Origin of the sequence: Oceanicaulis sp. HTCC2633 (genome assembly GCF_000152745.1) — a bacterium.
In the GTDB taxonomy this organism is placed as follows: domain Bacteria; phylum Pseudomonadota; class Alphaproteobacteria; order Caulobacterales; family Maricaulaceae; genus Oceanicaulis.
This window is the reverse complement of sequence record NZ_CH672428.1, coordinates 2,133,471-2,152,067: the sequence shown is the minus strand read 5'-3', so window position 1 is coordinate 2,152,067 and position 18,597 is coordinate 2,133,471. Positions and strand designations below refer to the sequence as shown.

Here is an 18,597-nt window from a genome sequence, read left to right as displayed (position 1 = left end):
ACGCGCTGTCACACTTGCGGCGGACGTTGGCGCAGTTAACTTGCGCGCATGACTCGCCATGCTGATCCCGCCGCGCTGAACGCTCGCGCCTTCCCCACCTCCGAAGGCGGCACGCCCATGATGGTGCAGTTCCTGGAACTGCGCGCGGAAGCGCCGCTGGACGCCTTGCTGTTCTATCGCATGGGCGATTTCTACGAGCTGTTCTTTGACGATGCCGTGCGTGCGTCCGAAGCGCTCGACATTGCGCTCACCAAGCGCGGCGAGCATCAGGGCGAGCCGGTCTCCATGTGCGGCGTGCCGGTGCACAATGCCCAGATCTATCTGTCGCGCCTGATCAAGGCGGGCTTCAAGGTCGCCGTGGGCGAGCAGCTCGAAGACCCCGCCGAAGCCAAGAAGCGCGGCGCGAAATCGGTCGTCCGGCGCGGCATCACCCGCATCGTCACCCCCGGCACGCTGACCGAGGATGATCTTCTGGACGCCCGCGCCGCCAACCGCATCGCCGCCATGACGCGGCTGGCGTCCGGCGAGGCCGCGCTGGCCTGGGCGGACGTGTCCGATGGCGAGTTCGCCGCCATGAGCGTGGATGCAAACGGGCTGGAAGCGGAACTGGCCGCGCTCAACCCGTCCGAAATCCTGTGCGCGGATGAGGACGCCAGGCTCGCCAGTGAGCTGGCGCCCCACGCCGTGATCACCCCCCGCGCCAGGGCGAAGTTTGATTCCGGCGCGGGCGAACGTCGCCTCAAGCAACGCTTTGAGGTGCAAAGCCTTGATGGCTTCGGCGCCTTCTCAAAAGCCGAGCTGTCCGCGCTCGGCTCGCTCCTTGATTATCTCGAACTCTCCCAGGCCGGCGCGCCGGCGCGCCTGCGTCCGCCGCAAAGCCTACCGTCGGGCGCAGCCATGGTCATCGACCCGGCGGCGCGGATGAGTCTCGAGATCGACCGCACCCTGCAGGGCTCACGCAAGGGATCGCTGATCGACGCGATTGATCGCACCCTCACCGCACCGGGCGCGCGTTTGCTGGCCGACCGACTGGCGCGTCCGTCCATGAGCCTGCCCGAAATCCATGACCGGCTCGATGCGGCGCAATACTTTCTGGAAAACCGCAGCCTGCGCGAACAGACCCGCGAGCGGCTGAAAGCGGCGGGCGACCCGGCGCGCTGCCTGTCACGGCTCTTGCTGGGCCGGGGCGGTCCGCGCGATCTCGCCCAGCTCTCCCGCGCGCTCAAGGAAGGCGAGAAGCTGATCGCCGGGTTCGCCAAGGATCCGCTGAATGCGCCGCCCGCCCTGATCGACCGCGCACTGAACGCCCTGTCGCTGGCGCAGAATCCCGAGCTTGCGAGCCTGGTGCAGGAGACCAGTCAGGCGCTGGTGGCCGAACCCCCGCTTCTGGCGCGCGATGGCGGCTTCATTGCGCCGGGCTGGACGCCTGCGCTGGATGAAGCGCGCAAGCTGCGTGACGACTCCCGCCGCATCGTGGCGGGCCTGCAGGCGACCTATGCCGAGCAATCGGGCGTCAGCGCGCTCAAGGTCAAGCACAACAATGTGCTCGGCTATTTCATCGAGGTGAGCGCCAAGAACGCCGACGCGCTGATGGGCGATGACGCCTTCATCCACCGCCAGACCATGGCGAACGCGGTGCGCTTCTCCACCCCGGAGCTGGGCGAGCTGGAAGCCAAGATCGCCCAGGCGGGTGAGCGAGCTTTGGCGCTGGAGCTTGAAATCTTTGAGGCCTTCCGCAGCCGCATCGAGGCGCTGGACGCCCCGATCCGCCGCGCCGCCGAAGCGCTGGCGAGCCTTGATGTGGCCGCCGCGACCGCGCATTGGGCCGAGGAAACCGGCGCCGAGCGTCCGCAGGTGGAAGACAGCCTCGCCTTTGATATCGAGGGCGGACGTCACCCGGTGGTCGAGCGGGCGCTGGAACGCTCGGGCGAAGGCCGCTTCACCCCCAATGGCTGTCATCTGGATGGCGCGGGGGGCGAGCATCCGCGCCTGATGCTGGTCACCGGGCCGAACATGGCGGGTAAATCCACCTTCCTTCGGCAGAACGCGCTGATGGCGATCCTGGCGCAAGCCGGGCTCTATGTGCCCGCCAAATCCGCGCGCATCGGCCTTGTGGACCGCTTGTTCTCGCGCGTCGGGGCGGCGGACGATCTGTCACGCGGTCGCTCGACTTTCATGGCGGAGATGATCGAGACCGCCGCCATCCTCAATCAGGCCGGGCCGCGCGCGCTGGTGATCCTGGATGAGATCGGGCGCGGCACCGCCACCTTTGACGGCCTGTCCATCGCCTGGTCGGCGGTGGAGCATCTGCACGAGGTCAATCGCAGCCGGGCGCTGTTCGCGACGCACTATCACGAGCTGACGCGCCTTGCCGAAGAGCTCGATGCCGCGGGCAATAGCTCCCTCAAGGCCAAGGAATGGAAGGGCGAGCTGATCTTCCTGCACGAAGTGCAGAAAGGTCCCGCCGACCGCTCTTATGGCGTCGAGGTCGCCAAGCGCGCCGGTCTGCCCAAGGCGGCGGTCAAACGCGCGCAGGAGATTCTGGACCGCCTCGAAAGCGATGATGCGCCCGCCGCGGCGCTGGCCGATCTGCCCTTGTTCTCCGCCCTTAGCGTCGAGCCGGAAACCAAGCCCAGCGAGGTTGAGGAACGGCTGAAAGGCATTGATCCGGACAGCCTGACCCCGCGTGAGGCGCTGGACGTGCTGTATGCGCTTAAGGCCTTGAGCCAAAACTAAGGCTGACGCCGCCTTCGCACTCGCATAAAATCAAATCATGCGACCCACCACACTCCCTGCGAGCCTTGATGGCCTGCGCCTGCGCGCCGAGCTGTCCGCCGCCACCCGCGACGGCTGGGACAAGCCCGCCAATCGCCAGCTCGCCATGACCCGGCTCAAGCGCTATCTCGACAAGGGGCGGGCGCTGGCCAATACGCGCCTGAATGGCGCGGAGGGCGGTCTCGAAGCCGCGCGCACTTGGTCGGGCGTAATGAACGCCGCCCTGCGCGCCTTGTTTGATTCCATCATCTCCGATCACACCGAAGATGCGATTGAAGGCGTCGCCCTGTGCGCTCTGGGCGGCTATGGCGCGGGCGAGCTGGCGCCCCAGTCTGATATTGATCTGGTCTTTCTGACCTCTGACAATCCGCCCGACTATGTTCAGACGGTGATCGAGCAGACCCAGTACGCCATCTGGGATGCCGGCCTGCAGATCGGCGGCGGGGCTGTGCGTACGCTGGATGAAGCCATCGCACTGGCGAAAGAGGACCTCTCCGAACGCACGGCCTTGCTCGATCTTCGGTCCATCTCCGGCGATATCCGGCTGGTGCGCCAGATGCACACCCGTTTTGATGAAGAAATCCGCATCAAGAACGATGCCGAATTCGCCGCCGCCAAGCTGGCCGAGCGCGACGAGCGTGTGGATCGGCAGGGCGACAGCCGCTATGCGGTCGAACCCAATATCAAGGATGGCAAGGGCGCGCTGCGCGACCTTCAGACCCTGCGCTGGCTGGCGCAAATCCTTTATGGCGACGATGCGCTGGAACGCTGGGTCGTGGCGGGCCTGTTCTCCATTGACGATGTGAAGCGCTATCTCAGCGCGGCGGATTTCTTCTGGACCGTGCGCTTTCACCTGCATGCGCTCGCGGGCCGCAAGGATGACCGTTTGACCTTTGACCTGCAGCCCGAAATCGCGCGGCGCATGGGGTTTGAGGACACCGACGACCAGCTGGGCGTCGAAGCCTTCATGCGCAGCTATTTCCTCAAGGCCATCGATGTCGGCGCGCTGACGCGGTTGGTCTGCGCCAAACTCGAAGCGGATGAGCTGAAGGACCCGCCCGGCGGGCGCTTCCTGCCCGCTGACGGCGTCGCCAATGAGGCGGAGCTCGCTGAGCGCGGCTTCATCCTGCACGCAGGCCGGCTTGATTTTGCGGACCCGCAGGCGCCCGAAACTGATCCGGTGATGATGCTACGCCTGTTTGAAAAGGCCGCCGCGCGCCATCTCGACCTGCACCCGGACGCCGTCGCCGCCATTGGCCGCGGCCTTCGGCAGATCGACAATCGCTTCCGCACCGATCCGCGCGCCGCGCGCAGCTTCTTTGCGGTGCTGATGGATGCGGATGATCCGCGCATCATCCTGCGCGCCATGACCGAGGCGGGGCTTCTGGGCGCCTATATCCCCGAGTTTGGCGACATTGTCGCCCGCACCCAGTTCAACATGTATCACCGCTTCACGGTGGACGAGCACACGCTGAACGCGCTGGGCCTGTTGCGCCTGCTCGAACAGGGCAAGCTCAACGCTGACCACCCGCTCGCCTCAAAACTCGCGCCGGAAATCCTGCATCGCCGGGCGCTGCATCTGGCGGTGCTCTTGCACGACACCGGCAAGGGCAAGGGCGATCAGTGCATTGAGGGCGGGGAGAACGCCCGTCAGGTCTGCCCGCGTCTGGGGCTCGATGACCACGAAACCGATCTCGTGGCCTGGCTGATCGAGAACCATCTTGAAATGAGCGATGTGGCCCAGCGCCGGGACCTGTCGGACCCGCGCACTGTGCTCGATTTCGCCGAGAAGGTCGGCACCATGGACCGGCTGAATCTGCTGACGGTGCTGACCGTGGTCGATATCCGGGCCGTGGGTCCGGGCGTGTGGAATGGCTGGAAAGCCCAACTGCTACGCGATCTCTATCAGGCGACCGCCGCGGTCCTGAAAGGCGGGGACCGGCGCGATGAAGCCGAGGCCCGCGCACGTCTGGCCGAACGCGCAGCACTCGCGCGCAATTCTTTCCATGAAGCGCTGTCGCGGATCGATCCTGACTTCACGCGTATCTGGACCGAGGTGCTCGATCACTCCTACTGGCTGGCCTTTGGCGAGGATGACCGCTTCCGCCACGCCGCCTTCGCCCGCGCCGCGTTCGAACGCGGCCAGGCGACGAGCGTTGGCGTGCGCACCGACAAGCGCCGATCAGCCACCGAGGTGATGGTGCTGACGCCTGACCGGCATGCCCTGTTCGCTGACATCGCAGGGGCCCTGTCGCGCGAGGGCGCGAACGTTGTGGGCGCGCAGGTGACCACGACATCAGATGGTCGTGCTTTTGACGTTTTCTACGTGCAGGAACAGGGCGGCAAACCGTTCGGCTGGTCTGACAGCTATATCCAGGACCGCCTGCGCGACGCCGTTCAGTCCGCCGCCGAACACGGCCTATCCAGCAAGGACGCCCGGCCCATGCTCAAACCCCTGCGCCGCCGCGAAGCCGCCTTCACGGTCACGCCCTCGGTCAATCTCGACCTTGAGGCGTCCGATGACGCGCTGGTGATCGAGGCGACCGGACGCGACCGGCCGGGCCTCTTGCATGCACTGGCGAAAACACTCTCCGACATCGGATTGTCGCTGGAGGCGGCGCGCATTGACGGCTATGGAGAACGGGCTGTCGACACCTTCTATGTCACGGAAAACGGCCACAAACCCTCGGGCGACGCCCGGCTGGCGGGGATCAAGGTGCATCTGATGAACGTACTCGCCGGCGCCGAGGAAGCGGTCGCGGTCCACCGCGCCAAACAGGGCCTCGTCTCCACGCCCGCCAGCGCAGGGCGCTAGACCATGCGTCTGTTGCGCTCCTCTGCGGTTGTGGGCGGGTTCACCCTGCTGAGCCGGTTCTTTGGCGTTACGCGCGATATTCTTCTGGCCGCGCGCTTGGGCGCCGGGCCGCTGACTGACGCGTTTTTCACGGCGCTGACCTTCCCCAACCTGTTCCGGCGCATCTTTGCAGAAGGCGCGTTCAACTCCGCCTTCATCCCGCTCTATGCCCGCCGGCTGGAGGGCGAGGGCGCCGCGGAGGCCGACCGCTTCGCCAGCGAGGTCCTGTCCGTGCTGACCGTGTCCGTGCTCGGCATTGTCGTGCTGGCGCAGATCGTCATGCCCTGGCTGATGTATCCGCTGGGACCGGGCTTCATCAGCGATCCGGACCTGTTCGCCTTCGCCGTGCTGATGACCCAGATCACCATGCCCTATCTTCTGTGCATGTCGATGGCGGCGATGATTTCGGGCGCGCTCAACTCTCATGCCCGTTTCGCCACCGCAGCCGCGGCGCCCATCCTTCTGAACGTGGTGCTGATCAGCGTGCTGCTGTTCGCGCCCGGAGAGCGCCGGGACCTGGCGCTGTGGCTGTCGATCGGCGTCACGGTCTCGGGCGTGCTCCAGACGAGCTGGCTGTATGTCACGGCGCGCCGCGCGGGCATCCGGCTCACCTTCCAGGCCCCGCGTCTGACCTCGGGCGTCAAGCGCCTGATCGTCCTGGGCGTGCCCGGCGCAGCCGCCGCCGGCGTGACCCATGTCAATCAGCTGGTCTCCGGCTCCATCGCCACCCTTCAGGAGGGCGCCCGATCCTGGATCTATTATGCGGAACGGCTCTATCAGCTGCCGCTGGGCGTGATCGGCATCGCCATGGGGGTGGCGCTTCTGCCGGCCCTGTCCAAGCGCCTGCGCGCCGGCGATGACGCCGGCGCCATGGGCGGCCAGAACCGCGCGATCGAGATCTCCATGGCGCTGACCCTGCCGGCCGCCGCCGCCCTTCTCGTGATCCCGGACCCGGTCGTGGCCGGCCTGTTCCAGCGCGGCGCCTTTGACGGGTCAGACACCGCCCGCACCGCCCTGGCGCTGGCGATCTACGCGGCGGGTCTGCCCGCCTTCGTGCTGATCAAGGTGTTCGCGCCGGGCTTCTTCGCCCGCGAGGACACGCTGACGCCGATGAAGTTCGCCGCCGCCTCCATGGTCGTGAACCTGCTGGTCGGCGTGGCGCTGTTCTTCGGGCCCATGGGCTATGCCGGCCTGGCGCTCGGAACCACGCTGGCGGGCTGGCTGAACGCCATCCTGCTGGGCGGGACCTTGGTGCGTCGAGGGCAATTCATTGCTGACCCGCGCCTGAAACATCGCCTGTCCCGGATCGTTCTCGCCTGTCTCGTGATGATGGCCGCGCTCTGGCTGATCGTGCGTTTCGCCGAGGCGCCTGTCACAGCGGCCCTCGCCGCGCCGCTGGGCGCCGCCCTGACCGCGCTGGTCTGGATGGGGGTTCTCGTGGTCTCCGGTCTCGCCGTCTTCGTGGCGTCCACCCTGTTGCTGGGCGGGCTGCGGCCGCAGGAATTGCTGGGCGCGCTCAAGCGTGATCCGGGCGCCGCGGTCACTGAACAGCCCCAAGTCGGCACGGACGCTTGAGGCCCGGGCGCGCGCGCTTTAAGACACAGCCTTCCTCGACCCTTGTTCTCTAGCGGAAACTCCCATGACTGACGCGACGCCCGCCTATTCCGGCCCTGAACGCATTCTGTCCGGCATGCAGCCCACAGGCGGCCTGCATCTGGGCAATTATCTGGGCGCGCTGAAGAACTGGGTGCCGATGCAGGACAGCGGCAAGGAATGCTTCTTCTGCGCCGTGGACATGCACGCCATGACGGTGGAGTACGATCCCGCCGTATTGCCCGACCGGGTGCGCGGCGTCGCCGCCGCCTATATCGCGGCAGGCGTCGATCCCAAGCGCAGCGCCATCTTCGCGCAGTCCGCCGTGCCCGAGCATGCCGAGCTCAACTGGGTGCTCCAGTGCGTGGCCCGCATGGGCTGGATGGAGCGCATGACCCAGTTCAAGGACAAGGCGGGCTCCGGCAAGGACGCCGAACGCGCCAGCGTGGGCCTGTTCACCTATCCGGTGCTGATGGCGGCGGACATCCTGGTCTACAAGGCGACCCATGTGCCGGTGGGCGATGACCAGAAACAGCATCTGGAGCTGGCCCGCGACATCGCCGCCCGCTTCAACCGCGATTTTGGCGGCGACGAGATCATCCTGCCCCAGCCCGAGCCGGTGATCCTGCCGACCGGCGCGCGGATCATGTCGCTCAAGGACGGCACGAAGAAGATGTCCAAGTCCGACCCCAGTGATAATGCCCGCATCAATCTGCACGACGATGCGGACACGATCGCGCGCAAGATCAAGAAGGCCAAGACCGATCCCGAGCCTCTGCCCGAAACCGCAGAGGGCCTCAATGATCGCCCCGAGGCGAAGAACCTTGTGGGTCTCTATGCGGCGCTGACCGGCCAGTCCGTGGCGGACGTTCTGGGCGAATTCGGCGGGCAGGGCTTTGGCGTGTTCAAGCCAAAGCTGGCCGAGGCGGCAGTGCAATACATCGCGCCTGTGAGTGAGGAATATGCCCGCCTGCTCAATGACAAGAGCGAGATCGACGCGGTGCTCAAGGACGGCGCCGAGCGCGCCCGCAACGCCGCCCGGCCGGTGATGGCGGAAGTGAAAAAACTGATCGGCTATTGGGGCGCCTAATCGCCGCAGGCCGTACGCTTGCGCGGCTTGAAAAAACTCGCCATCTCTAGGCGAACCGGGATCGGGCGGGGTGCATCACCTCGCTCGTCTCATATGGAGAGATGACATGTTCAAACGCGCCCTTCTTGCCTGTGCTCCGCTTGGCCTTCTGACGCTCGCCGCCTGCTCGCCCGCCGAAGAGGCGCCGGTGAGCAACGAGCCGGCCGAATACGCCGTGATCGAAGGCTGGGTGCGCAATCCGCTGGGCGGCCGCGACGTCACCGCCGGCTTTGTCACCCTCACCGCCGGCGCGCCGGGCGGCCAGCTCGTGGGCGCCTCCACCGAAGAAGCGGACGCGGTGGAGCTGCACACCATGGCCATGGATGGCGCGGTCATGCGCATGCGCCATGTGGACAGCCTCGACATTCCCGCAGGCGGCGCGATGAGCCTTGCACCGGGCGGCGACCACATGATGATCTTCGGCGTGAACCCTGAAGACCTCGAAGACGGCGAAATGACCCTGACGCTGGAATTCGCTGACGGCGAAACCCTCACCGTCACCCTCCCCGTCCGCGACGCCGCCCCCGAGCTTGATCCCGAGATGGGCGCGATGAGTCATGACGGTCACGAGATGGCGGATGAGGGTGAAACCGGAGCCTCTGATCCTCAAGATCCCGAGCCCGAAGATCACGGTCACTAGCGCAATCATCCCGCTCCTGAACCAAAAAGCCCCGGCCGATGGCCGGGGCTTTTTCGTATGAGTGGAGTTTCGTTCGAGAGTGGACAAACTCTAAGCACCAGGGAACACTGGCGCTTTATAATTCTAGAGCGCTCCTATGACTAAGGTCATTCTCTCCCAACGCGACGATAGCGGATACGAGGACGTACCCGGATCGCTCTATCATTTCCCAAAGCAGTATCTTCGAGCGGCTCAGGAAGCTGTTGGCGATGAATGCATCTTTTACGAACCGCGACGCGGAGAAGGTGGAGTCTCTACAGGTCGGCAAGCGTATTGGGCCTCCGCAATGATTCGTAGTGTCTTCCCTGACCCCAATCGGGCAGATCATTTCTACGCCGAGCTCGCGAACTTTCTTCCGTTTGTAAGTCCAGTTCCCTTCCGTCGGGGTGATGGCCAATTTTGGGAGTCAAAACTCTCGCGTGAAGATGGGGGCGTCAGTAAGGGCGCTATGGGAATCTCCATTCGCAGAATACCCGATGACGAATTCGCTCTCATTTGGACAGCAGGTTACGCGGAGGTGATAGGCGCAAATGACGATGACCAAGCTCCCGCGCAGCCCCTTTATCAAGTCGCAGAAGAGCAAGCCGAGTTTGAACGCCCGATTGTCTCTCAACTGTCCAATCGGCCTTTCCGGGATCGTGTCTTCGCGCAGCAAGTGCGCAATGCCTACGACGCGCGCTGTGCCGTCACGGGGCTGAAGATTATCAATGGCGGGGGCCGCGCCGAGATGGAGGCTGCCCATATCCAGCCCGTCGCTTCAAATGGACCGGATACCGTCAGAAATGGCCTCGCCCTCTCGCGCACAGTCCATTGGATGTTTGATCGAGGCCTGATCAGCGTCGATGACGACTTCAAGCTTTTAAAGGCGAAGGGCAGAATTCCCGACGGAGCCGAACGCCTGTTCGAGCCGAGCGGCTATATCCATGTTCCCGATGATGAGCGCTCGAGGCCTACGCCACATTTCTTGCGCTGGCATAGAGAGAACTGCTTCAAGGGCTAAGCCGTGATGACCCTTCAGGAATGGATCCAAGCGTCTGAGAACCTGCTTAAGCAGCACTATTGCCTCGCACTCTCTGATGCTGGTTTTGAACCCTCAGATCTAGAGCGGGCTTGGAATGACGGAGAAGTGCCAGCCGAATACATCCGTCGTATGGCGCTCAAATTTGACCTCACATCCAAGGCTGACCTTGGGTTCTCATGACCATAAAAAAAGCCCCGGCCATCGGCCGGGGCTTTTTCTTTGTTCGCACAGCGCTCGGCGCCTAATCATCATCCATTTTCAGCGCCGCGATGAAGGCTTCCTGCGGGATTTCGACATTGCCGTACTGGCGCATCTTCTTCTTGCCGGCCTTCTGCTTTTCCAGAAGCTTGCGTTTCCGGGTGGCGTCGCCGCCATAGCATTTGGCGGTCACGTCCTTGCGCATGGCCGACAGGGTTTCGCGCGCGATCACGCGGCCGCCAATGGCGGCCTGGATCGGGATCTTGAACATGTGCCGGGGGATCAGCTCTTTCAGCTTCTCGCACATGGCGCGACCGCGCATGTCGGCGCGCGAGCGGTGCACGATCATCGACAGGGCGTCCACCGGCTCTTCATTGACCAGAATCGACATCTTCACGAGGTCTTCCTCGCGGTGCTCGATGAACTGGTAGTCGAAGCTGGCATAGCCCTTGGTGACCGATTTCAGGCGGTCATAGAAATCGAACACCACCTCGTTGAGCGGCAGCTCATAGACCAGCATGGCGCGCGCGCCGGCATAGGTGAGCTCGAGCTGCACGCCGCGACGGTCCTGACACAGCTTCAGGACGCCGCCGAGATATTCGTCCGGCACCAGAATGGTCGCCTTGATCCACGGCTCAGCGATGGAGGCGATCTTCACCGGATCGGGCATGTCGGCGGGGTTGTGCAGATCGATCTCGGTTCCGTCGGTGAGCTGCATCTTGTAGACCACGGACGGCGCGGTGGTGATGAGGTCCACATTGTATTCGCGCTCGAGCCGCTCGCGGATGACCTCCAGGTGCAGCAATCCCAGGAAGCCGCAGCGGAAGCCAAAGCCCAGCGCGGCGGAGGTTTCCATCTCGAAGCTGAAGGACGCATCGTTGAGCGCCAGACGCTCCACCGCATCGCGCAGGTCTTCAAAGTCGGCCGCATCCACCGGGAACAGGCCGCAGAACACCACCGGCACGGCGGGCTCGAAGCCCGGCAGCATGGAGTCGGTGGGGCGTTTTTCCTCGGTGATGGTGTCGCCGACGCGCGCATCGCGCACTTGCTTGATCGAGGCGTTCAGGAAGCCGATCTCGCCCGGGCCCAGGCTGTCGCGGTTTTCCTTGGCGGGGGTGAACACCCCGACCCCGTCCACGCCATAGCTGGCCTTGGCGCCCATCAGGCGCACGCGCATGCCCTTTTTCAGCGTGCCCTCGATGATCCGCACCAGACAGATGACCCCGAGATACGGGTCATACCAGCTGTCCACCAGCAGCGCCTTGAGCGGCGCGCTCGGATCACCGGATTTCGGCGCCGGCAGGCGGGTGACGATGGCTTCGAGCACATTGTCGATCCCGAGGCCCGTCTTGGCGGAAATCTCGATGGCGTCGGACGCGTCAATGCCGATCACATCCTCGATCTGGGCCTTCACCCGGTCCGGCTCTGCGGCGGGCAGGTCGATCTTGTTGAGCACCGGCACGATCTCGAGGTCCACATCGATCGCGGCGTAGACATTCGCCAGCGTCTGCGCCTCGACCCCCTGGGCGGCGTCCACCACCAGCAACGCGCCTTCACACGCGTACAGCGAGCGGGAGACTTCATAGGCGAAGTCCACATGGCCGGGCGTGTCGATCAGGTTCAGCGCGTAGGTGTTCCCATCCTTGGCGGTGTATTCCAGACGCACGGTCTGGGCCTTGATGGTGATGCCGCGTTCGCGCTCAAGCTCCATATTGTCGAGCACCTGCTCCTTCATCTCGCGGTCGGTCAGACCGCCAGTGTGCTGGATCAGGCGATCGGCCAGGGTCGATTTGCCGTGGTCGATGTGCGCAACGATGGAAAAATTTCGGATCAGGGACGGATCTGTGCTCATGTGGCGGGAGTTAGCATTGGGAAGGCCGCTCGCCAAGCAGATTGGCAGTGAAGACGGGGGAAGAGGCCCTGTTAAGACAGTCTTCACCCTTTCGCCTCAACGCAGCCCCAATTGCCCGTCACCGTCCGGGCGAAGACAACAGGATGAAAAGGCAGGACATCATGTTCAAACGATCCTCGCTTTCACTGATCACCACCACCGCGCTGGCGCTCGCGCTGGGCGCGTGCTCGACCACGGGATCACCCCGCGCGCAGAGCGCCGAAGCGGCCGCGCCCCAAAGCGACTACCAGTCCAATATCGACACCTATTCCAATGAGGAGCTGGTGGATGTGGTGGCGGACTTCTTCGGCGTCACGGCCGAAGCCGCCGCCTCCGTGCTCGAGCGCACCTTCTCAGATCTCGGTCGCCCGGTGGGCTATATCGCCGGCGAGGAAGTCTCCGGCGCGGCGGGCGTGGGCCTGCGCTATGGCGAGGGCTATCTGACCCTGAAAGGCAGCCCGGACCAGCAGAAGGTCTACTGGCAGGGCCCGACCATCGGCTTTGACGCCGGCGGCAACGCCAGCCGCGTCTTCACCCTGGTCTATCGCCTGAACGACACCGACCGGCTTTATCAGCGCTTTCCGGGCGTGGAAGGCTCGGCCTATCTGGTCGCGGGCATGGGCGTGAACTATCAGCGCGCCGACGGCATCACCCTCGCCCCGATCCGCTCGGGCGTCGGCCTGCGCGCGGGCGCCAATGTGGGCTATCTCGCCTATTCGCGGCAGCGCAACTGGATCCCGTTCTAAGGGTGAATTTGCATTAACCCTTACTCGCCTCGCCCGTGAATTGCGGCTAAACTCCTTTTGATCCGGCGCCTTGGGACCGCCGGATCAGAGGGGGCCGCAAGGATTGGACGGGGTTATGAGCATTTCGGAATTTGTCGCCGGGCTGGCGGTCGGACTGGCGCTGGCGCTCTTCGTCGTTTTCATCAGCCAGTATGCCAGCCGTCTCGGCGCGGGCCTGCTGCGCGGGCTGTCCTTTCCCTTCCGTCTGGTCCTGCGCCTGTTTGGCCTGGGCAAGAAATCCGCCCCCAATCGCGCCAGCGAGATGGGCCCCTCCGCCTGGGCGGCGGCGGTGTCCGGTCACAAGACCCTGCTGGAAGGCGCGCTGGGCGATGATTTCGGGCATGAGGAGAGCTTCATCTCCCGCCAGGGCCTGATCTTCAAATGGATGGCGGTGCGCGTGGGCTTCATGCGCATGCCCGAAGAGATGACCGACAGCCTCGCCAAGGATTACGCCGAGCTGGCGGACAAGTTCCTCGGCGCTCAGGTCCCCATCGCGTCCGATCCGCGCGCCCTGTTTGAAGACGTGGAAGGCGCGGTGATCGCCCGGCAATTCGCCGATAGCGAGCACGGGCTTCTGTACATGCTCAACGAGACCCGCAAGCTGATGAACGCCAATGTGCGGCGCCTGTCGATCTGGCTGTCCTCCATCCTGTCCGTGGTGCTGATCGCCAATATCGTGCTCAACGCCGTGGGCGTGGTGGACGCCTTTGGCCCGCTGCATGGCGATCTGTTCGGGGAAAGCACCGCCGGGGCGCTCAACTCGCTGATGTTCGGCGCCGGGTCCTGCATTCTGGCGGCGCTGGTGATGTGGGCGCTGTATTACGCCGAATACGCCCCCTATCAGCGCAACACTGCGCGGGAGATGGCGAACTTCCTGACCCGCTATTGCGCGCGCCTGAACGACCATTACCGCACCGCCATCGGCCGGGCCAAGTCTGTCACCGTGGGCGAGGAGCGTGATTCCAAACAGCTCTCCGCCGAGGCGCGCCTGTGGACGCTGAACATCAACTGGCTGGCCCTGCGCGTCTTCTTCATCGAGAGCTATGTGCGCAATGTCGTGTTCCAGATCACGCGCAATTCGAGCTATTACCTCCTGTTCGTGCCCGCCGCCTTCATCGCAGGCCTCATCGCGCTGTTCAGCCTCGCGGCGGTGCTGGGGCTCTTCAACCCCTTCGCCACGATCATAGCGCTGGGCTGGGTTTTCCCCGTGCTCTTCATCCTGGTGGGCGCGCTCTACGCCTTCTTCCTCGGCAATTCGATGACCGCGCTCGAGGAGATCGACCAGGGCGAATGGATCAGCTTCCACACCCTCAAGCTCAACCAGGTGCTGGGCGAGGTGGTCGGCAAATACGCCGAGGATGTCGGCTATTGGAAAAACCGCGTGGGCGGGGGGTTGTAGCTCAACGTCTCGGTCCTGAAACCCCGGCCAAGCGCAGCGCCGAGCCGGGGCCTCGTGCAGGATGGGGCGCTTTAAGCGGAGAGAGGTCCCGGGTCTTCGCTCCGCTCGCCCGGGAATTCAGGCTTTGTATGACTCTCTTCCCCAGCGAACGCTGGGGCCCAGAGCCGGGAGTGCAGCGCTTGATGATCTCTGGGTCCCCGCCTACGCGGGGAAAGAGAAGAGACTTTTCAAACCTCTCTCCTGTCATCCCCCGCTTCATGCGGGGGATCCATGCCGGTTGGTTTGATCACAGGTCACGGCATGGGTTCACCGGACAAACCGGCGAATGACACTCAGAGGGAATAGAACAAACACCCTTATCCCCGCCGCAAGACGGCGAGGGCATGAGCAGGGCGCGCGGGAGCAGTCCGGGCGATTATGGGTCTATTGGTTTTGTTATGGGCCCGATAAGGCTCCCGCGCGCGGTGATGTTTTGTACGGCCTCGACCGGCTGCTGACGCCATTTCTACGCAGCCTGTCCAAGCTGGACGTTTGTCAGACGTCCGCCCAAGGGATTCCTGCCCCAGGGGCGCGGCTCCAACAGGATCGCCGGAATGTACGAAGTCCCGCCTTTTCGCTGCAGCGCGGTGCGTTAAACCGCGCCCGCTCGGGACACCACCACCCCTCCCGAACCCAACGCGCCGGCCGCCTGCTCTGGAGGAGTGAGCGGAGTATGGGGGTAAGGCGGGAGGGTGGGGATAAACACCCTTCTCTTCCCCAGCGAAGGCTGGGGCCCAGACCCGGGAGTGCAGCGCTTCATGATCTCTGGGTCCCCGCCTACGCGGGGAAAGAGACAAGTTTTCAATAAATCACCCCCTGTCATCCCCCGCTTCATGCGGGGGATCCATGCCGGTTAGTTTGATCACAGGTCACGGCATGGGTTCACCGGATAAACCGGTGAATGACACTCATCGAGGCTTGGAGAAACACCCGCAAAACAAAAACCCCGGCCGAGCGAGCGCCGGGCCAGGGTTTGTTCAGAACGCAAAGCGCAGACGCCTAGGCATCCACCTCCGCCTCAAGCGCGAATTCCTGGATGAAGTCGCGGCGGGGTTCGACGACGTCGCCCATGAGCTTGGAGAACAGCTCGTCGGCGGTGTCGGCCTCGGTCACAGAAACGCGCAGCAGCGAGCGGGCTTCGGGGTCGAGGGTGGTTTCCCACAGCTGGTCGGGGTTCATCTCGCCCAGACCCTTATAGCGCTGGATCTTCAGACCCTTGGCGCCGGCCGCCTGCACCGCGCTGACGAGCGCGTTGGGCGAGAAGATTTCCGTGTCCTCGGACTTGCGACGGAACCAGGCCGGACCCTGATAATCGCCTCGGATCGCCCAGGCGCGTTCGGACAGGCGCTTGGCGTCCGGGCTGGCGAGGATCTTGTCATCGAGGGTGATGGATTCCACCACGCCGCGCACTTCGCGTTTGAACACGATGCCGCCTTCAGGCAGCACCTGGCCCACCCAGCCGTCTTCGCCTTCATCGGCCTGCGCCGCGAGGCGGCGCGCGGCGGCGTCGACCTGGTCCTGCGTGGCGTCCGGATGCAGCGCGCCCTCAAGGGCGGCGGCTTCCAGCGCGAATTTCGGCGCGCGGGCGCTGAGGCGATCCAGCGACAGGGCGATGCCGCGGGCGGCCTTCACCCGTTCGGCCAGATCCTGACCGGTGATGGTTTCGCCATTGGCGAGCTCCAGCACGGCTTCCGAGCTGCCTTCCTCGATCAGGAAGGCGTCCATTTCCGACTGGTCGGTGAGGTAGCGTTCGGACTTGCCGCGCATCACCTTGTAGAGCGGCGGCTGGGCGATATAGAGGTGCCCGCGTTCGATCAATTCGGGCATCTGACGATAGAAGAAGGTCAGCAGAAGCGTCCGGATGTGCGCGCCGTCCACGTCCGCATCGGTCATGATGATGACCTTGTGGTAGCGCAGCTTGTCGTAATCGATCTGGTCGCGGCCAATGCCAGTGCCGAGCGCGGTGATCAGCGTGCCGACCTGATCGGACGACAGCATCTTGTCAAAGCGCGCGCGCTCCACGTTGAGGATCTTGCCCCGCAGCGGCAGCACGGCCTGGTTCTCGCGGTGACGGCCCTGCTTGGCGGAGCCGCCTGCGGAATCACCCTCCACGATGAAGAGTTCGGATTTCGCCGGGTCCTTTTGCTGGCAGTCGGCCAGCTTGCCGGGCAAGGAGGTGATGTCGAGCGCGGATTTGCGCCGGGTCAGCTCACGCGCCTTGCGCGCCGCTTCGCGGGCGGCGGCGGCCTCGACGATCTTGGAGACGATCTGCTTGGCTTCGACCGGGTGTTCCTCGAACCATTCGGTCAGCGTGTCATAGACCGCGCTCTCGACCGCCGGACGAACTTCGGACGAAACCAGCTTGTCCTTGGTCTGCGAGGAGAATTTCGGGTCCGGAACCTTCACCGACAGAACACAGGTCAGGCCTTCGCGCGCATCATCGCCGGTGATGGAGACCTTCGATTTCGCCGCAATGCCCGAATTGCCCGCATACTGGTTGATCACCCGGGTCAGCGCGCCGCGGAAACCCGCCAGGTGGGTGCCGCCATCGCGCTGGGGAATGTTGTTGGTGAAGCACAGCACGTTCTCGTGATAGCTGTCATTCCACTCCAGCGCCGCCTCGACGGTGACGCCTTCGCGCTCGCCGGTGATCAGCACCGGATCGGGGAAGATCGGCGTCTTGGTGCGATCGAGATGCTGGACGAAAGCGGCCACGCCGCCTTCATATTCCAGCACTTCTTCAAAGGGCTCGGCTTCGCGTTCATCGCGCAGCACGATTTTCACGCCCGAATTGAGGAAGGCCAGCTCGCGCAGGCGGTGCAGGAGGCGCGCGCGCTCGAAGACAATGTCGGAGAAGGTCTCTTCAGACGGCATGAAACGCACCTGGGTGCCCTTCTTGCCGTTGGCGTCGCCCACCTCGCGCAGATCCTGACCGTTCTCGGGATCGCCGCGGCGGAAGCGCATGGTGTGCTCGCGGCCATTGCGCCAGATCGTCAGATCGAGCCAGTCAGACAGCGCGTTCACCACAGAGACGCCCACGCCGTGAAGGCCGCCGGACACCTTGTAGGAGTTCTGGTCGAATTTCCCGCCCGCATGCAGCTGGGTCATGATGACCTGCGCCGCCGATACGCCTTCCTCGGCGTGAATCTGGGTGGGAATGCCGCGACCGTCATCGGTCACGCTGGCCGAGCCGTCCGCATGCAGGCAGACGGTGACCTGCGAGCAATGGCCGGCGAGCGCTTCGTCGATGGCGTTATCCACCACCTCATAGACCATGTGGTGCAGACCCGAGCCGTCATCGGTATCGCCGATATACATGCCGGGGCGCTTGCGCACGGCGTCGAGCCCTTTGAGGACCTTGATCGACTCCGCGCCGTATTCCTGATTCGGTGTCTCTGACATGGTCTTGTTTTACCGCGTTCGCGGCGTTGTCACCATGGTTGAAAACACTCTGGATGTGGACTTTTCCCGCTTCCCGCCTAGCGGGTGAGCAACAGCACCGCCACAGCCGCCATGATCACCGCCGTGACGAGATCGGCCCAGCGCTTGACGCCCTTCGCCTTCAGCCAGTCGCGCGCCTTGTGCGCCAGCCCCACATGCACCGTCGCGGTCAGCGCATACATGGCGAGCATGATCGAGACCATGATCAGATAGGTGACGGGCGTCACCGCGCTGAGATCAAAAAACGCCGGCAGCAAGGACAGATAGAAGATGATCGGCTTGGGGTTGGTGAGCGGCATGGCGACGCCCGCCGCATAGGTCGCCAGAAGCCCGCGCTTGCTGACGGGCTTCATCACCGCATCGGGCGGCGCCGGATGACGCCAGCCCTGGAACGCGCCCCAGGCGAACCACAGAAGGATCGCCGCCCCGCCCAGCTTGGCGATCCAGAACAGGCCCTGATAGCCCGAGGCCGCCTCGGCCGCCTCGGCCGCCGCGCTCAAGCCCGTAATCGCCACGGTCAGCCAGAAAATGTCGCCGGTGATGATGCCGCCGCCATAGACAAAGCCGTGCGCCGGTCCGGCGTCGAGCGTGCGCGCCACCATGGCCACGTTCCCGGGGCCGGGGGTGAAGAACAGGATGAAGATGGCGCCGGCGAAGGCGGCGAGGGTGAGCGCGGTCATAGCGCTGCAGGTAGCGCGGAAATTCAGCGCTGGAAAGGTTATGGGGACAGCGATGCGATTTTGATTGCCGCATACGTCAACCCTATTACGATAAGGGAAAAGAGACTTCGGGA

At 64.4% G+C, this 18,597-nt stretch carries 11 protein-coding genes; 8 read left to right on the top strand and 3 right to left on the bottom strand.

The features are described 5' to 3' along the window. Window positions 1–48 precede the first annotated feature (48 nt). From mutS to OA2633_RS10230, 6 genes are all read left to right on the top strand, one after another. Complete coding sequence (mutS, locus tag OA2633_RS10255; protein ID WP_009802476.1) at window positions 49–2,736, top strand: DNA mismatch repair protein MutS; 2,688 nt, start codon at window positions 49–51, stop codon at window positions 2,734–2,736. A 37-nt stretch (window positions 2,737–2,773) separates the two neighbouring features. Continuing rightward, window positions 2,774–5,590: a [protein-PII] uridylyltransferase gene (locus OA2633_RS10250; RefSeq protein ID WP_009802475.1), complete on the top strand. Its 2,817-nt coding sequence runs from the start codon at window positions 2,774–2,776 to the stop codon at window positions 5,588–5,590. A 3-nt stretch (window positions 5,591–5,593) separates the two neighbouring features. Next, a complete protein-coding gene (murJ, locus tag OA2633_RS10245; protein WP_009802474.1) occupies window positions 5,594–7,204 on the top strand; it encodes a murein biosynthesis integral membrane protein MurJ in 1,611 nt (536 codons plus the stop codon). Window positions 7,205–7,268: 64 nt separating this feature from the next. Beyond that, window positions 7,269–8,312: a tryptophan--tRNA ligase gene (trpS, locus tag OA2633_RS10240; RefSeq protein ID WP_009802473.1), complete on the top strand. Its 1,044-nt coding sequence runs from the start codon at window positions 7,269–7,271 to the stop codon at window positions 8,310–8,312. 106 nt (window positions 8,313–8,418) lie between these two features. Next, window positions 8,419–8,991, top strand: a complete 573-nt coding sequence (locus OA2633_RS15455; RefSeq protein WP_009802472.1) for a copper chaperone PCu(A)C — start codon at window positions 8,419–8,421, stop codon at window positions 8,989–8,991. Window positions 8,992–9,127: 136 nt separating this feature from the next. After that, window positions 9,128–10,030: an HNH endonuclease gene (locus OA2633_RS10230; RefSeq protein ID WP_040612620.1), complete on the top strand. Its 903-nt coding sequence runs from the start codon at window positions 9,128–9,130 to the stop codon at window positions 10,028–10,030. A gap of 262 nt (window positions 10,031–10,292) precedes the next feature. On the opposite strand, the gene lepA is transcribed toward OA2633_RS10230, so the two are convergent. Next, window positions 10,293–12,101: a translation elongation factor 4 gene (lepA, locus tag OA2633_RS10220; RefSeq protein ID WP_009802470.1), complete on the bottom strand. Its 1,809-nt coding sequence runs from the start codon at window positions 12,099–12,101 to the stop codon at window positions 10,293–10,295. 161 nt (window positions 12,102–12,262) lie between these two features. Here lepA and OA2633_RS10215 point away from each other — a divergent pair, with 161 nt between their 5' ends. Both OA2633_RS10215 and OA2633_RS10210 read left to right on the top strand, forming a co-directional pair. Beyond that, the gene (locus OA2633_RS10215; protein ID WP_156776213.1) at window positions 12,263–12,886 is read left to right on the top strand and encodes a DUF1134 domain-containing protein; all 624 of its coding nucleotides are present in this window, start codon (window positions 12,263–12,265) and stop codon (window positions 12,884–12,886) included. Between the two features lie 115 nt (window positions 12,887–13,001). Continuing rightward, window positions 13,002–14,324 (top strand): hypothetical protein, encoded by a 1,323-nt coding sequence (locus OA2633_RS10210; protein WP_009802468.1) that lies wholly within the window; start codon window positions 13,002–13,004, stop codon window positions 14,322–14,324. Window positions 14,325–15,362: 1,038 nt separating this feature from the next. Here the strand turns inward: OA2633_RS10210 and gyrB are convergent. After that, a complete protein-coding gene (gyrB, locus tag OA2633_RS10205; RefSeq protein ID WP_009802467.1) occupies window positions 15,363–17,765 on the bottom strand; it encodes a DNA topoisomerase (ATP-hydrolyzing) subunit B in 2,403 nt (800 codons plus the stop codon). Window positions 17,766–17,842: 77 nt separating this feature from the next. Further along, window positions 17,843–18,484 (bottom strand): LysE family translocator, encoded by a 642-nt coding sequence (locus tag OA2633_RS10200; RefSeq protein WP_009802466.1) that lies wholly within the window; start codon window positions 18,482–18,484, stop codon window positions 17,843–17,845. Between the last annotated feature and the right edge of the window lie 113 nt (window positions 18,485–18,597).

Coding starts and splice junctions, on each gene's coding strand:
- OA2633_RS10210 (WP_009802468.1), top strand. CDS start 13,002: ATGAGCATTTCGGAATTTGTCGCCGGGCTGGCGGTCGGACTGGCGCTG.
- murJ (WP_009802474.1), top strand. CDS start 5,594: ATGCGTCTGTTGCGCTCCTCTGCGGTTGTGGGCGGGTTCACCCTGCTG.
- lepA (WP_009802470.1), bottom strand. CDS start 12,101: ATGAGCACAGATCCGTCCCTGATCCGAAATTTTTCCATCGTTGCGCAC.
- OA2633_RS10200 (WP_009802466.1), bottom strand. CDS start 18,484: ATGACCGCGCTCACCCTCGCCGCCTTCGCCGGCGCCATCTTCATCCTG.
- gyrB (WP_009802467.1), bottom strand. CDS start 17,765: ATGTCAGAGACACCGAATCAGGAATACGGCGCGGAGTCGATCAAGGTC.
- mutS (WP_009802476.1), top strand. CDS start 49: ATGACTCGCCATGCTGATCCCGCCGCGCTGAACGCTCGCGCCTTCCCC.
- OA2633_RS10250 (WP_009802475.1), top strand. CDS start 2,774: ATGCGACCCACCACACTCCCTGCGAGCCTTGATGGCCTGCGCCTGCGC.
- OA2633_RS10230 (WP_040612620.1), top strand. CDS start 9,128: ATGACTAAGGTCATTCTCTCCCAACGCGACGATAGCGGATACGAGGAC.
- OA2633_RS10215 (WP_156776213.1), top strand. CDS start 12,263: ATGTTCAAACGATCCTCGCTTTCACTGATCACCACCACCGCGCTGGCG.
- OA2633_RS15455 (WP_009802472.1), top strand. CDS start 8,419: ATGTTCAAACGCGCCCTTCTTGCCTGTGCTCCGCTTGGCCTTCTGACG.
- trpS (WP_009802473.1), top strand. CDS start 7,269: ATGACTGACGCGACGCCCGCCTATTCCGGCCCTGAACGCATTCTGTCC.